Origin of the sequence: Streptomyces sp. NPDC006193 (assembly GCF_040613915.1) — a bacterium.
Lineage (GTDB): Bacteria > Actinomycetota > Actinomycetes > Streptomycetales > Streptomycetaceae > Streptomyces.
Genome location: NZ_JBEXTB010000010.1, coordinates 1 through 13,034, shown reverse-complemented (window position 1 = coordinate 13,034; position 13,034 = coordinate 1). Strand labels below are relative to the sequence as shown.

Sequence of the window (13,034 nt, the reverse complement as noted above, 5' to 3'; positions counted from 1 at the left end):
CACGGAGACCGGACCGGACGCGGCCGGAGGCACCGAGGACGCGGGGGACGGGGAACCCGAGAGCACGCAGGAAGCGGCAAGCGGGGGGCCGCCCCGAAGCACGGAGACGGCAGCGGGCGCGGCCGGAGGCAGCGGTGACGCGGGAAGCGGGAGACCCGGGGGCACGGCGACCGGGGCGGGCCCGGCCGGAAGCACGCAGGAAGCCGGGGGCGCAGGGCTTCCCACGAGCACGGAGGCCGGAGCGGGCGAGCCGCGGCCTTCGGCGGTCCGGGAGGACGAGGCCCGGCGCGCGGAGCGGGCGGAGGCGGGGAGGGCCGGGGGCACGGGGGGCCCGGGGTCCGGGGCAACGGCGGCGCAGGCCGGCGCGGAGGATGCCGGAGGCGCCCGCGCGGGGGCGGGCGGCGGGGTGACCGAGCTGGTCCGGTCCGTCAACGGGCCCGTCCGGGACCTGGCCTTCTCCCCGGACGGCTCCTGGCTCGCCTGGTCGCACCCCGGCATCGGCCGCTCCCTGCGCCAGATCAAACTGGCCCGCATCAAGGACCACCTGATCGTGGACGTGACCGACGGCCGTTTCGAGGACGAGAACCCGGTCTTCACCCGCGACGGCCGCTACCTCGCCTTCCTCTCCTGGCGCGGCTTCGACCCGGTGTACGACGTCCACACCGGTGACCTGTCCTTCCCGCTGGGCTGCCGCCCGTACCTGGTGCCGCTCTCCTCGGCGACCCCCTCGCCCTTCGCGCTGAACCCCGAGGGCCGCCCGGCCGCCGGCGGACTCGACCCCCTCCAGGACGAGACGGCCGGCGAGGCCGGCGCGGTCACGGTGGAGGCGGAGGGGCTGGCGAACAGGGTCACGCCGTTCCCGGTCATCGCCTCAAAGTACTCCGCGCTGCACCCGGTCGCGGGCGGCGGCCTGGTCTGGCTGCGCTGGCCGATCTCCGGCGCGCTCGGCGAGACCTTCGCCAACCCCGCCGACACCACCGGCCGCCCGACCCTGGAGCACTTCAACCTCCACAAGGCGAAGAAGTCCGAACTCGTCGGCCACCTGGACTGGTTCGCGGTCAGCGGCGACGGCACCCGGCTGGTCGTCGTGGACGAGGGCGACCTGCGGGCGGTGCCGGCGACCGAGACCGGCGACGGCGACACGACCGTCTGGATAGACCTGCGCCGCATCCTGCACCAGGCCGACCCGCCCGCCGAGTGGCGCCAGGCGTACGACGAGGCGGGACGCCTGATCCGCGCCCACTTCTGGGACCCGGGCATGTGCGGCGTCGACTGGGACGCGGTGCTCGACCAGTACCGCCCCCTGGTGGAACGGGTCGCCTCCCCCGACGAGTTCGCGGACCTGCTGCGCGAGGTCCTCGGCGAACTCGGCACCTCCCACGCCTACGTCACCGCCGCCCGCCGCAACGAGGGCCCGCCGCACTACCAGCGCTGGCAGGGCCTCCTCGGCGCCAACCTCGTCCGCCGCGACGGGCGTTGGCTGGTCCAGCGGATCCTGCCCGGCGACTCCTCCGACTCCAGGGCCCGCTCGCCGCTGGCCGGCACGGGCATCCGCGAGGGCGCCGTCCTGACCCACGTCGACGGCCGGCCGGTCGACCCGGTCACCGGCCCCTACCCGCTGCTCGCCGGCTCGGGCGGCACGACCGTGGAGCTGACGTTCACCCCGGCGGACGGCCGGGCCGGGCGGGCCCGGCGGGTCGCGGTCGTCCCGCTCGTCGACGAACGGCCGCTGCGCTACCAGGACTGGGTGGCCGAACGCCGCCGGGTCGTCCGGGAGTTGAGCGGCGGCAGATGCGGCTACCTGCACATCCCGGACATGGGCGGCTCCGGCTGGGCCCAGTTCAACCGGGACCTGCGCATGGAGGTGTCCCGGCCCGCGCTCATCGTGGACGTGCGGGGCAACGCCGGCGGGCACATCAGCGAGCTCGTCATCGAGAAGCTGACCCGCACGATCCTGGGCTGGGACCTGACCCGGGACGCGCAGCCGGTGTCGTACACCTCGAACGCCCCGCGGGGACCGGTGGTGGCCCTGGCCGACGAGGCGACCTCGTCCGACGGCGACATGATCACCGCGGCCTTCAAGCTGCTGAGGCTCGGCCCGGTGGTCGGCCAGCGCACCTGGGGCGGAGTGGTCGGCATGACCGGCCGTCACCGCCTCGGCGACGGCACGGTGATCACGGTCCCGATGAACGCCGCCTGGTTCGACGCCTACGGCTGGTCCGTCGAGAACCACGGCGTCGCCCCCGACCTGGAGGTGCTGCGCACCCCCCTGGACTGGGCGGAGGGCCGGCACGCCCAACTGGACGACGCGGTGCGACTCGCTCTGGAGCTGCTGGAGTCCAACCCGGCGGCGGTTCCCCCGGACTACGGCGACGTCCCGGACAGGTCCCGCCCCGCACTGCCCCCGAGACCGGCTCCGTGACGGCCGCCGCACCGCGGGGCGCCCTCCACGAAGAAGGGCGCCCCGCGTCCGGCGGCCGGGGCCGGGAGCGACGGCTAGGCGTCGTAGTCCTGGTCGAACCGGTCCTCCGGCTGCCGCTCCGTGTCCGGGACCTCGCGGTGGTCCGGGCGGCCGGGCCCGGACGGGCGGCCCCGCTCGGGCTGCCGGTCCTGGCGGCCCCGCTCGGGCTGCTGCCCCTGGCGGCCCTGCCGACCGCGCTGCGCGGCCTTCTCACGGGCCTGGCCGAGCTTCTCCTCGGCCTGCTCCTGCCACTGGCCCGCCTTCTCCTGGAACTGGTCCTTCATACCCATGTGGGTTCACTCCCGTGGTGGGTGGGGGATAGGCCCCGTGCCGGGGCCCCGACCAGAGTCACACGGGCGAACACGCAGCGCATGTCGATCAGTTACGGTGCGTAGCCCGCGCTGCCTCGTCGGCGGCGCCGCCTGCGCCGACGAGCCCCGAGCGCATCCCCCGCAGCCGCGGCGCGTACCGCCGCATCTCCCGTGCGCCCACCGTCCCGATGAGCGCCGGCAGGTATCCGCGCACGCCCTGCATGCCGCGCAGCCACCACTGTCCGTACACATGCGCCGAGCGCCGTTCGATCCCCGCGACGAGCCGGTCCACCGCGGGACCCAGCGGGTACGTCTTGTTCGACGGCCACGGCAGCCGCTGCCGCAACTCCCGCATGACGTCGTCCTGGTCGGCGCCGCGCACCATGTCGGTGTCGGTCCAGGACAGGTAGGCCACGCCGACGCGCACGCCCTGGTGGCCGACCTCCGCGCGCAGACTGTGCGCGTACGCCTCCACGCCCGACTTGGACGCGCAGTACGCCGTCATCATCGGCGCCGGGGTGATCGCGGCGAGCGAGGCGATCTGCAGCAGGTAGCCGCGGCTCTCGGTCAGCGCCGGGAGGAACGCGCGGGCGGTCACCGCGGACCCGATGAGGTTCACCTCGATCACCCGCCGCCATGCCCGCAGGTCGGCGTCGGCGAACGGACCGCCGGTCGCCACACCCGCGTTGGCGACCACGATGTCGACCTTCCCGAAGCGTTCCCTCACCTCGCGCGCGACCCGGTTCATCGCCTCGTGGTCGGTGACGTCGGCGTGCCAGTGGGCGCTGTCGCCGTGCAGCCGCCCGGAGACGGCTTCGAGGGCCTCCTCCTCCAGCCCGACCAGCGCGACCGCCGCCCCGCGTGCGGACAGCCGGCGCGCCAGCAGCTCGCCGACGCCGCGCGCCGCCCCGGTGACGACCGCGACCTGCCCTTCGAGTCCTGCCCTGCTCATGCACCCTCCTCGGTCTGCGCGCCGCCCTGCCCGGGGACGCGGCGGCGCTCGTGGTCCGGGCCGTGGCCGGCCCCCGTGCGGCAGGCGACGGCGCGTTCCCGGATGCGTCCGGTCACCGCCCGCGGCGCCTCCATCGGCATCATGCGGCCGATGCCGGGCAGTTCGGTGAGGCCCGCGCACCGCGGCTGCGCCGCCCCCGGCGCACGGGCGTGCACCGGGGGCGCCAGCCGGTCGGACGTGCCGTGCAGCACGGCGGCGGGCACCCGCACCTCCCCAACTCCGTGGTCGAGAGCGAGCGCCCCGATGACTGCGGACCGGGCGTGCCGTACGGCGCGCGGGCGGGCGTGCACATTGCAGACGCGCGGCGCCACCGGCGCCACCGGCGCGAGAGGAGCGCGCGAGCCGAGCACGCGCCCGGTGATCCGGGTGCGCACGCGCCCGGCGGGCGACGGCGCCACGCGTGCCCCGGCCACCCGCCGCGCACCCGCCCAGAACGCCGTCGAGCGGGTCCAGCCGTGGGACGGGGCGACGGGCGGCGCGCCGTCCGGGCCGCGCACCTCGGCGGGCGGCCGGGCGCCGTCGGCGGAGACGAGGGTGAGGGTGCGGGAGGGCAGGGGCGGGGCGCCGGGGCCGCCGGCGAGGGGCGCCGGGCGGCTCATACGGCGGCCCCGCTGCGCTCGCCCGGCACCGGCGCGGGCCGGCGGACGACCGTGTACTCCGACAGGTCCACCCGCCGGGTCGCGCGCCGGAACTCGGTCGTCGTGCCGGGCCAGATGGTGGTGTTGCGGCCGCTCGCGTCCAGGTACCAGCTGGTGCAGCCGCCGGTGTTCCACACGGTCCGCCGCATGCGCTCCTGAACCGCGCGGTTCCACGCCTCGACGGCGGCCGGCCGGGCGTCCAGGGCGGTGCGGCCGCCGAGGACGTCGAGCTGGCGCAGGTAGTCGGCCAGGTAGTTCAGCTGGGACTCGATCATGAGGATCATGGAGGAGTTCCCGAGGCCGGTGTTGGGTCCGATGATCGTCATGAAGTTGGGGAACCCGGCCGCGGTGGCGCCGCGCAGCGCCTGCATGCCGTTCTTCCAGGACTGCGCGAGCGTGCGGCCGTCCGCGCCGACCACCCGCTCGGCGATGGGCATGTCCGTGACGTGGAAGCCCGTGGCGAAGACGATCGCGTCGACCTCGGCCTCGGTGCCGTCGGCCGCGACGGCGGTCGACCCGCGGATCTCGCTGAGCCCGCCGGCGACGACGTCGACGTTGGGCCGGACCAGCGCCGGGTAGTAGTCGCTGGACAGCAGGATGCGCTTGCAGCCGATGCGGTAGTCCGGGGTGAGCTTGGCGCGCAGGGCGGGGTCCTTGACGACGCGGGTCATGTTCCGCCGGGCGAGCCGCTCGACCAGGCCGAGTTCGTCCGGGTGCTTGGTGAACGCCTGCACCTGCAGCTCCCGGATCCCCCACAGCAGCGCGCGCCGGGCCTGCGCGGTGGCCGGCAGCCACCGGTGCAGCCGGCGTTCGGCGCCGCTGACGGCCCGGTCCATGCGGGGCATCACCCACGGCGGGGTGCGCTGGAAGAGGGTGAGCCGGCCGACCAGGGGCTGGACGGCGGGCACGATCTGGACGGCGGAGGCGCCGGTGCCGACCACGGCGACCCGCTTGCCGCGCAGGTCGTAGTCGTGGTCCCAGCGGGCGGAGTGGAACACCTTGCCGGGGAAGGACTCCAGCCCCGGGATCGCGGGGATCCTGGGGTCGGACAGCGGTCCGGTGGCGGAGACGACGACGTCGGCCGTCAGCGTGCCGCGGGTGGTCTCGATGGTCCACCGCAGCCTCTCGCCGTCCCAGGTCATCAGCGTGACCTCGGAGCCGAGGCGGAGGTGCGGGCGCACTCCGAAGAGGTCGGTGACGTGCTCCAGGTAGGCGCGGATGTGCCGCTGGCCGGAGAAGGTGCGCGGCCAGTCGGGGTGGGGCGCGAAGGAGAAGGAGTACAGGTGGGAGGGGACGTCGCAGGCGCACCCGGGGTAGGTGTTGTCCCGCCAGGTGCCGCCGACGCCGTCGGCCCGTTCCAGGACGACGAAGTCGGTGATCCCCTCGCGGCGCAGCCGCACGGCGGCTCCGAGGCCGCCGAACCCGGACCCGATCACCGCCACCCGTACATGCTCGTGCTCGGCCATCCCGAAGCCTCCACGCATCGCCCAGAAACCCTGCCAGTGAACACTGGCACAATGGGACTGTAGAGCAGCTCCGTACCGAGCGGTAGGGGGCGGAGGAAGGAAGTCACCGGCGGTACGCCATAGGCTTCGGGCGTGGCAGAGGACGCAGGACACCCGCGGGACGCCGGCCCCGAGACGCACCCGGAGGCGGCGCCCGGGCAGGCGCGGCGCGAGTACCGCACGGAGGAACTGGCCCGCCTGGCCGGCATCACCGTGCGCACGCTGCGCTTCTACCGCGAGCGCAGGCTGCTGCCGCCGCCCCGCCGCGAGGGCCGCATAGCCTGGTACGACGACCACCACCTGGCCCGCCTGCGCACCATCGCGGCGCTGCTGGAGCGCGGCCACACGCTGAACGGCATCGCCGAGCTGGCCGAGGCCTTCGACCACGGCCGGGACGTCGCCGACCTCCTCGGCGTCGGCGCCCCCACCGAGGAGGAACCGGTCCGCCTCACCCCCGAGGAACTCGCCGCCCGCTTCGAGGGCCAGGTCACCCCCGAGAACCTCGCCGCCGCCCTGGAACTGGGCTACCTCGGCACCGACGGCACCGAGATCGTCCACATCAGCCGGCGGCTGCTGGACGTCTCCTCCGCGCTGGTCCGCGAGGGCATCCCGCTCGCCGAGGTCCTGGCGGCCGGCGCCCGCGTCCGCGCACACGCCGACGCCCTCGCCGGGATCTTCACCGACCTGATCTCCCGCCACGCCGCGCAGGGCGACCCGCAGCGCCTGCGCCCGCTGGCCCGCAGCGTGGTCGAGGCGGAACTGTCGCTGGCCCTGGACCGCCGCCTGAACGGCAGGACGGGGCGGGCGGGGCGGGCCTAGAGGTCGTACACGACGGTGACCGGCGCGTGGTCCGACCACCGTTCGGCGTGCGTGGCCGCCCGCTCGACGAACCCCTTGACCGCCTTGCCGGCCAGACCCGGCGTGGCGATGTGGTAGTCGATGCGCCACCCGGCGTCGTTGTCGAAGGCCCGCCCGCGGTACGACCACCAGGTGTACGGGCCCTCGGTGTCCGGGTGCAGGGCGCGGACCACGTCGACGTAGCCGCCCTCCCCGGCGGCGAGGACCCGGTCGAGCCAGGCGCGCTCCTCGGGGAGGAAGCCGGAGTTCCTGGTGTTGGCGCGCCAGTTCCTGAGGTCGGCCTCGCGGTGGGCGATGTTCCAGTCGCCGCAGACGAGCACCTCGCGGCCGTCGGCGGCGGCCCGCTCGCGCAGTTCGCCCAGGTGGGCGAGGAACTCGCCCATGAAGCGGACCTTCTCGTCCTGCCGTTCGGTGCCGACCTCGCCGGAGGGCAGGTAGAGGGAGGCGACGGTGACGCCGGGCAGGTCGGCCTCGACGTAGCGCCCGCTGCCGTCGAACTCGGCGGAGCCGAAGCCGACGCGCACCCGGTCGGGTTCGCGCCGCGTGTAGAGGGAGACGCCCGCACGGCCCTTGGCGGCGGCGGGGGCGTGCACGACGTGCCAGCCGTCGGGCTGCCGGACCTCCTCGGGCAGCTGGTGCGGTTCGGCGCGCACCTCCTGCAGGCAGAGGACGTCCGCGTCGGTCGCGGCGAGCCACTCCACGAAGCCCTTCTTCGCGGCGGCGCGCAGCCCGTTCACGTTCACCGAGGTCACAGTCAGCACCCGGGCACGATACCGGCACACTGGTCCGGGTCCGCAAAACGCAGACCCCGCCCACTGCATAGAAGTACGATGCCCAGCATGTTTATACGCCGCGTACGTTTCGATCACCCCGACGCCGTCAAGCTCAACGACGAGGTCCAGGCCGAGTACCACCTGCGCTACGGCGACGGGGGCGACGCCACGGCCCTGGACGCCGCCGACTTCGACCCGCCTCGGGGTGTGTACCTGATCGCGTACGACGAGCACGACCGCCCGGTGGCCACCGGCGGCTGGCGCAGCCAGGACCGCAACGGCGAGGGCAACGAGGACGGCGACGCCGAGCTCAAGCGGATGTTCGTCGTCGAGGACATGCGCGGCCGGGGCCTGGCCCGCCGGATGCTCGCGGCCCTGGAGGAGGACGCCCGCGCGGCCGGCCGGGTCCGCATGGTCCTGGAGACGGGGACCAAGCAGCCGGAGGCCATCGCCCTGTACACCTCCTGCGGCTACGAGCCGTGCGCGAAGTTCGGCTACTACCGCCACCACGAGGAGAGCCGCTGCTTCGCGAAGAAGCTCTGAGCGGCGCCGGGGGCAACGCCGGTCACGGCGGGCGCGCTTGAGCCGCCCGGACCTGCCGGCGCCCCCGCCGCCGGGGCGGCCGGACTCCGCGCACCATGATGAAGCCCCTGCCGGCTACTGCCGACAGGGGCTCCATGCTGCGTGGACCTGAGGGGATTTGAACCCCTGGCCCCCTCGATGCGAACGAGGTGCGCTACCGGACTGCGCCACAGGCCCTTGCAACGAGTGAAACTTTAGCATCCCCGTCGGGGTGCTCGGAAATCCGCTGCCCGACCGGTCAGGAGGGGGGCACGGGGGCCGGCGTCACTCGTTGGCCGCGCGCGGGCGGCCGCCGTCCTCGTACTGGTCGAACAGGGGCGTGCGTCCGCGCTCACGCGCCCGGCGCGCGGAGGGCAGTGCCCCGCGCGGGCGTGATCGCGCGGGGGGCGGCGCGTCGCCGCGGCCGCCCGCCGGCCCGTCCGCGGACACCGGGGCCGTCCCGTCCGGGCCGGTCTCCGCCGCACGGCCGGTCTCGTGCTCCGGCGCGACCGCGCTGGAGCGTGCCGAGCTCCAGGTGTCGGGCGCCCCGAGATCCACGTCCGAGGTGGCGCGCGGGGCGACGGGCGCGGTGACGTACGTCGGCAGGGGCACCGGCACCGGGTCCCAGCTCTCCCCCTGGCCGGGGCGGCGCTGCCGCTCGCGCTGCTGATCGACCCACTCTGCGTGGTCGGTCTGCTCGACCAGGGCGCGCCGGTCGGCGGCGAGCGTCGACAGGCCGGTGTCCGTCCCGGTGTCCGGGGCCGCCTCGGGCGCCTCCTCGCCGGGGTCCGCGTCGAGGGGTGCGCGGCGGCGCGGCTGGCGTTCGCGCAGCCGCTGGGCGGCGGCCTCGGCGTGCCGGCGGTCCATCTGGTAGGCGAAGCGGCGGCGCTCCTGCGCCCGCAGGTAGGCGATGTAGGCGCTGAGCAGCACGGCGGGCACGCCGGGCGCCCACAGGAAGGCGAGGCCGCCGACGGCGGCCACGACCGCGCCGAGCGAGAAGGCGAGGAAGAGCACGACGGTGGTGCGCCGGCGGCGGGCGAGCACCTTCGAGCGCTGGGCGCGTGCCGCGGCCTCCTGCGCCGAGGCGCGCCGCGCGGCCGTCTCGCGCGTCTGCGCGGCCGCGGCACCGGGATCCGGTCCGGCGTCCTGGTCGTGCGCCGGTTCCGCGCCGGCGGGCGTCTCCGTCTCGGCCTCGATGCCCGCCTGACGGCGGGTCGGGGGCACGGCGAAGGCCCGGACGTCCACCGAGTCGGTGACGGCGTCCGGGTCCACGGCGTCCGGCTCCCCCTCCTGGGCGGAGCGCGCCCGCAGGTCCCTGGCGTACCGGCGCTCCATGCCCGCCCGTCCCGACAGCAGCCGGATGGCGGTACTGAAGCGTTCCGTCGGACGGGCCTCGTTCAGCTCGTCCTGCCTACGGAGCCACATCGGCACCAAGTAGGCGGCCCAGGCCCCGACAATGACTGCGTAGATGAGGCCGCTGCTGCTCACGCCTCACACGGTAGAGGGGTTTGCGCGAAGGCATCCGCCAATTGGGCCGGTGTGTCGCACGATCTGGCTGATATTTCCAGCTTTTTTTGCGACCGGTGCGATCAGCGGGCCGCCGCGGCGGGGAAATTCCGTGTCCGGGATGACGTACACCCGTTGGAATTCGAACACCTATTCCAATTCACGGATGCTCGGCGGGATCGGCCGGACCTTCGGTGCGCTGGGAGTGCCGGGTCTCCCGCGCACGTGCCCGGTGCCAGCGCGCGAGCATGCTGTCGGGGACCTCTTCCGCGGTGAGCGCGTAGACGAGGTGGTCGCGCCAGGCGCCGTCGATGTGCAGATAACGCGGCCGGAGCCCCTCCTCGCGGAATCCTAGTTTCTCCACCACGCGGCGGCTCGGCCGGTTCTCGGGGCGAATGCAGACCTCGACGCGGTGCAGGCCGACGGTGCGGAAACAGTGGTCCACCACGAGCGCGACGGCCGTCGGCATCACCCCGCGCCCGGCCACCTCCTCGTCCACCCAGTAGCCGATGTGCCCCGAGCACATCGACCCCCAGGTGATCCCGGCGACCGTCAACTGCCCGACGAGCCGCCCCTGGTACTCGATGACGAACGGCAGCATCCGGCCCGCGCCCGCCTCGGAGCGCAGGTGCCGGACCATCTGCCGGTAGGTGGGCCGGTGGACGACGGGCCCGCTGGGGGCGGGCGGCGGGACGGTCGCCTCCCAGGGGCGGAGCCAGTCGCGGTTGCGCCGGTTCACCTCGCGCCAGGCGCGCTGGTCGCGCAGCCTTATCGGCCGGAGGACGACATCGCCGTCCGCCAGCACGGCGGGCCAGGAAGCGCCGTTCAGCTCGCACCCCCACCGCTGCCGGGTCCGGGATGGTCACCGCCGCGGATCTGGTCGACGGCGTGGGCCAGCAGGGGCTCCAGCACGGCGAGGCCGTCGCGCACGCCCCCGGTCGAGCCGGGCAGGTTGACGATCAGCGTGCCGCCGGCCACTCCCGCCAGGCCCCGGGACAGCGCGGCGGCCGGCACCTGCCGGCGGCCGTGGGCGCGGACGGCCTCCGCGATGCCCGGCACCTCGTAGTCGATGACCGCGCGGGTCGCCTCGGGGGTGCGGTCGGTGGGCGACACACCGGTGCCGCCGGTGGTGACGACGACGTCGTACCCGGCGTCCACGCCCGCGCGCAGGGCCGCCCGGACGGGATCGCCGTCGGGCACGACGCGGGGGCCGTCGACGGCGAAGCCGAGGCCGCGCAGGCCGTCGGCGAGCAGGGGGCCACCCCGGTCCTCGTAGACCCCCGCCGCGGCGCGGCTGGAGGCCGTGATCACCAGCGCGCGGCGGGTCATGCCCGGCTCCAGTCGCCCGACGCGCCGCCCGTCTTCTCCTCCACCCGTACGTCCGTGATGACCGCTCCCTTGTCGACCGCCTTGACCATGTCGATCACGGTGAGCGCGGCGACCGTCACCGCGGTGAGGGCCTCCATCTCGACGCCCGTGCGGTCCGTGGTCCGCACGGTGGCCCGGATCTCCACGGCGTCGTCCGCGACCGACAGATCCAGTGTCACACCGGAGAGGGACAGCGGGTGGCACAGGGGGATCAGGTCCGGGGTGCGCTTGGCGCCCATGATGCCCGCGATCCGCGCGACGGCGAGGGCGTCGCCCTTGGGCATCCCCTCACCGCGCAGCAGCTCGACCACCCGCGGTGAGACGAGCACGCGGCCGCCGGCACGGGCCGTGCGCGCGGTCACGTCCTTCCCGGACACGTCGACCATGCGGGCCGCGCCCGCCTCGTCGATGTGCGTCAGTCGGTCCTGCACAGGGCGTCCGGGGGTCTCCCCCCGGGAAGGCACAGTCATGGTGTGTGGCGCTCCCGGTCCGGGCCCGTCGCAAGTGGGGTGCGCGGGCCTGCTGTGCGCGACACGGTACCGCCACGGCGGCGCGCGCAGCGGACCGGGACCGCCCTCGGGGCACACGCGCGCCGGTCAGCCGAGCAGCACGACCTCCACCTCGGCGCCGGGCTCCACCGACTCCACGTCCTCGGGGACGACGATCAGCGCGTCCGCCTGCGCCAGCGCCGCGACCAGGTGCGAGCCCGCGCCGCCGACCGGGGTCACCTCCCCGTCGGCGTAGGCGCCGCGCAGGAACTGGCGGCGGCCCCGGGGCGAGCGCAGCGCCCCGTCGGCCCGCAGGGCGGCCCGCGCGCGGGGCCGGTGGACGTCCGGCAGGCCCATCAGGGTGCGGATGGCGGGACGGACGAACAGCTCGAAGGACACGTACGAGGACACCGGGTTGCCGGGCAGGGCCAGCAGCGGGGTGTGGTCGGGGCCGATGCAGCCGAAGCCCTGCGGCTTGCCGGGCTGCATGGCCAGCCTGCGGAACTCCACGCCGCTGCCCGCCACGTCCTCGTCGCCGACGTGGGACAGCGCCTCCTTGACCACGTCGTACGCCCCGACGCTCACACCGCCCGTGGTCACCAGCAGGTCCGCGCGGATCAGCTGGTCCTCGATGGTGGTGCGGAGGGTCTCGGCGTCGTCGGCGACGGCGCCCACGCGGTAGGCGATGGCGCCCGCGTCCCGCGCGGCGGCGGTGAGGGCGAAGCTGTTGGAGTCGTAGATCTGGCCGGCGGCCAGGTCCTCACCGGGCTGGACGAGTTCGCTGCCGGTGGAGAGGACGACCACGCGCGGGCGCGGGCGCACGCGCACCGTGCCGCGGCCGACCGCGGCGAGCAGCGCGAGCTGCGGCGGGCCGAGGATCGTGCCGGCCTCCAGGGCCCGGTCGCCGGCCTTGACGTCGCTGCCCCGGGTGCGCACGTGCGCGCCCGCCTCGGCGGGGCGGTACACCTGCACGTGCCCTTCGGCGCCGCCGGGCGCCAGGCTGCGCGCCCGCATGCCGCTGACCGGGCCCTCGCCGAGCCCGCCGTCGGTCCACTCGACGGGGACGACGGCCTCGGCGCCGGGCGGCACCGGCGCTCCGGTCATGATCCGGGCGGCCTGGCCGGGGCCGACCCGGACCGGGTCGGCCGCGCCCGCCGCGACGTCCCCCACGACCTCCAGGACGGCCGGGAACTCCTCAGCGGCGCCCGCGACGTCCGCGACCCGCACCGCGTACCCGTCCATGGAGCTGTTGTCGAACGGCGGCAGGGACACCGGCACCGTGACGTCGTCGACCAGGACGCAGCCCTGGGCGTCGAGCAGTTGCAGCTCGATGGGTTCGAGGGGGCGGACGGCCGAGAGGATGTCCTCCAGGTGCTCGTCCACCGACCACAGGTCGTCCGGGCCGGCGGGGCGGGTCGCGGCGCTGCTCAAGACTGCTGCATCTCCTCGGCGGTGAAACGGCGGAGCCAGGTCCGGAAGTCCGGGCCCAGGTCCTCACGTTCGCACGCGAGGCGGACGATGGCACGCAGGTAGTCGCCGCGGTCCCCGGTGTC

At 75.2% G+C, this 13,034-nt stretch carries 12 protein-coding genes, 1 tRNA gene and 2 pseudogenes; 3 read left to right on the top strand and 12 right to left on the bottom strand.

Going from position 1 to position 13,034, the window contains the following annotated elements:
- Nucleotides 1-406: 406 nt before the first annotated feature.
- Nucleotides 407-2,422: pseudogene (locus ABZ261_RS12660) on the top strand (S41 family peptidase); the annotation flags it as partial.
- A 74-nt stretch (nt 2,423-2,496) separates the two neighbouring features.
- Here ABZ261_RS12660 and ABZ261_RS12655 read toward each other — a convergent pair.
- The 4 genes from ABZ261_RS12655 to ABZ261_RS12640 all read right to left on the bottom strand — a co-directional run bounded on the left by ABZ261_RS12655 (nt 2,497) and on the right by ABZ261_RS12640 (nt 5,888).
- A complete protein-coding gene (locus ABZ261_RS12655; protein WP_356858239.1) occupies nt 2,497-2,751 on the bottom strand; it encodes a hypothetical protein in 255 nt (84 codons plus the stop codon).
- An 88-nt stretch (nt 2,752-2,839) separates the two neighbouring features.
- A complete protein-coding gene (locus ABZ261_RS12650) occupies nt 2,840-3,724 on the bottom strand; it encodes an SDR family oxidoreductase (RefSeq protein ID WP_356858237.1) in 885 nt (294 codons plus the stop codon).
- Nucleotides 3,721-4,383: an alpha/beta hydrolase gene (locus tag ABZ261_RS12645; protein WP_356858235.1), complete on the bottom strand. Its 663-nt coding sequence runs from the start codon at nt 4,381-4,383 to the stop codon at nt 3,721-3,723. The genes ABZ261_RS12650 and ABZ261_RS12645 overlap by 4 nt, the downstream gene beginning before the upstream one ends.
- Nucleotides 4,380-5,888 (bottom strand): NAD(P)/FAD-dependent oxidoreductase, encoded by a 1,509-nt coding sequence (locus ABZ261_RS12640; RefSeq protein WP_356858233.1) that lies wholly within the window; start codon nt 5,886-5,888, stop codon nt 4,380-4,382. Before ABZ261_RS12640 ends, ABZ261_RS12645 begins: the two co-directional genes overlap by 4 nt.
- 132 nt (nt 5,889-6,020) lie before the next feature.
- On the opposite strand from ABZ261_RS12640, the gene ABZ261_RS12635 reads away from it, so the two are divergent.
- Nucleotides 6,021-6,746, top strand: a complete 726-nt coding sequence (locus tag ABZ261_RS12635) for a MerR family transcriptional regulator (protein ID WP_356858231.1) — start codon at nt 6,021-6,023, stop codon at nt 6,744-6,746.
- Here the strand turns inward: ABZ261_RS12635 and ABZ261_RS12630 are convergent.
- Complete coding sequence (locus ABZ261_RS12630) at nt 6,743-7,546, bottom strand: exodeoxyribonuclease III (RefSeq protein WP_356858229.1); 804 nt, start codon at nt 7,544-7,546, stop codon at nt 6,743-6,745. The genes ABZ261_RS12635 and ABZ261_RS12630 overlap by 4 nt on opposite strands.
- Before the next feature lie 78 nt (nt 7,547-7,624).
- Here ABZ261_RS12630 and ABZ261_RS12625 point away from each other — a divergent pair, with 78 nt between their 5' ends.
- Nucleotides 7,625-8,101, top strand: a complete 477-nt coding sequence (locus ABZ261_RS12625) for a GNAT family N-acetyltransferase (protein WP_356858227.1) — start codon at nt 7,625-7,627, stop codon at nt 8,099-8,101.
- Nucleotides 8,102-8,243: 142 nt separating this feature from the next.
- Here the strand turns inward: ABZ261_RS12625 and ABZ261_RS12620 are convergent.
- The 7 genes and pseudogenes from ABZ261_RS12620 to ABZ261_RS12590 form a co-directional block, all read right to left on the bottom strand.
- Nucleotides 8,244-8,317 (bottom strand) — tRNA-Ala (locus ABZ261_RS12620).
- An 87-nt stretch (nt 8,318-8,404) separates the two neighbouring features.
- A complete protein-coding gene (gene glpR / locus ABZ261_RS12615; RefSeq protein WP_356858225.1) occupies nt 8,405-9,607 on the bottom strand; it encodes a gephyrin-like molybdotransferase receptor GlpR in 1,203 nt (400 codons plus the stop codon).
- A 178-nt stretch (nt 9,608-9,785) separates the two neighbouring features.
- Nucleotides 9,786-10,430: a GNAT family protein gene (locus tag ABZ261_RS12610; protein ID WP_356858223.1), complete on the bottom strand. Its 645-nt coding sequence runs from the start codon at nt 10,428-10,430 to the stop codon at nt 9,786-9,788.
- A 20-nt stretch (nt 10,431-10,450) separates the two neighbouring features.
- Entirely contained in the window at nt 10,451-10,954 is a 504-nt protein-coding gene (locus ABZ261_RS12605) for a MogA/MoaB family molybdenum cofactor biosynthesis protein (RefSeq protein WP_356858221.1), read from the bottom strand.
- The gene (gene moaC / locus ABZ261_RS12600; protein ID WP_356858219.1) at nt 10,951-11,463 is read right to left on the bottom strand and encodes a cyclic pyranopterin monophosphate synthase MoaC; all 513 of its coding nucleotides are present in this window, start codon (nt 11,461-11,463) and stop codon (nt 10,951-10,953) included. The genes ABZ261_RS12605 and moaC overlap by 4 nt, the downstream gene beginning before the upstream one ends.
- 126 nt (nt 11,464-11,589) lie before the next feature.
- Nucleotides 11,590-12,912 carry a gephyrin-like molybdotransferase Glp gene (glp, locus tag ABZ261_RS12595; protein ID WP_356858217.1) on the bottom strand — a complete coding sequence of 441 codons (1,323 nt, stop codon included), beginning with the start codon at nt 12,910-12,912 and terminating at the stop codon, nt 11,590-11,592.
- Nucleotides 12,909-13,034: pseudogene (locus ABZ261_RS12590) on the bottom strand (UTP--glucose-1-phosphate uridylyltransferase); the annotation flags it as partial. The pseudogene ABZ261_RS12590 and the gene glp, both read right to left, overlap by 4 nt.

Bases quoted from the DNA above. Each gene is read 5' to 3' on its own strand.
- ABZ261_RS12625 (WP_356858227.1), top strand. From the start codon at position 7,625: ATGTTTATACGCCGCGTACGTTTCGATCACCCCGACGCCGTCAAGCTC.
- ABZ261_RS12655 (WP_356858239.1), bottom strand. From the start codon at position 2,751: ATGGGTATGAAGGACCAGTTCCAGGAGAAGGCGGGCCAGTGGCAGGAG.
- moaC (WP_356858219.1), bottom strand. From the start codon at position 11,463: ATGACTGTGCCTTCCCGGGGGGAGACCCCCGGACGCCCTGTGCAGGAC.
- ABZ261_RS12650 (WP_356858237.1), bottom strand. From the start codon at position 3,724: ATGAGCAGGGCAGGACTCGAAGGGCAGGTCGCGGTCGTCACCGGGGCG.
- ABZ261_RS12640 (WP_356858233.1), bottom strand. From the start codon at position 5,888: ATGGCCGAGCACGAGCATGTACGGGTGGCGGTGATCGGGTCCGGGTTC.
- ABZ261_RS12645 (WP_356858235.1), bottom strand. From the start codon at position 4,383: ATGAGCCGCCCGGCGCCCCTCGCCGGCGGCCCCGGCGCCCCGCCCCTG.
- ABZ261_RS12605 (WP_356858221.1), bottom strand. From the start codon at position 10,954: ATGACCCGCCGCGCGCTGGTGATCACGGCCTCCAGCCGCGCCGCGGCG.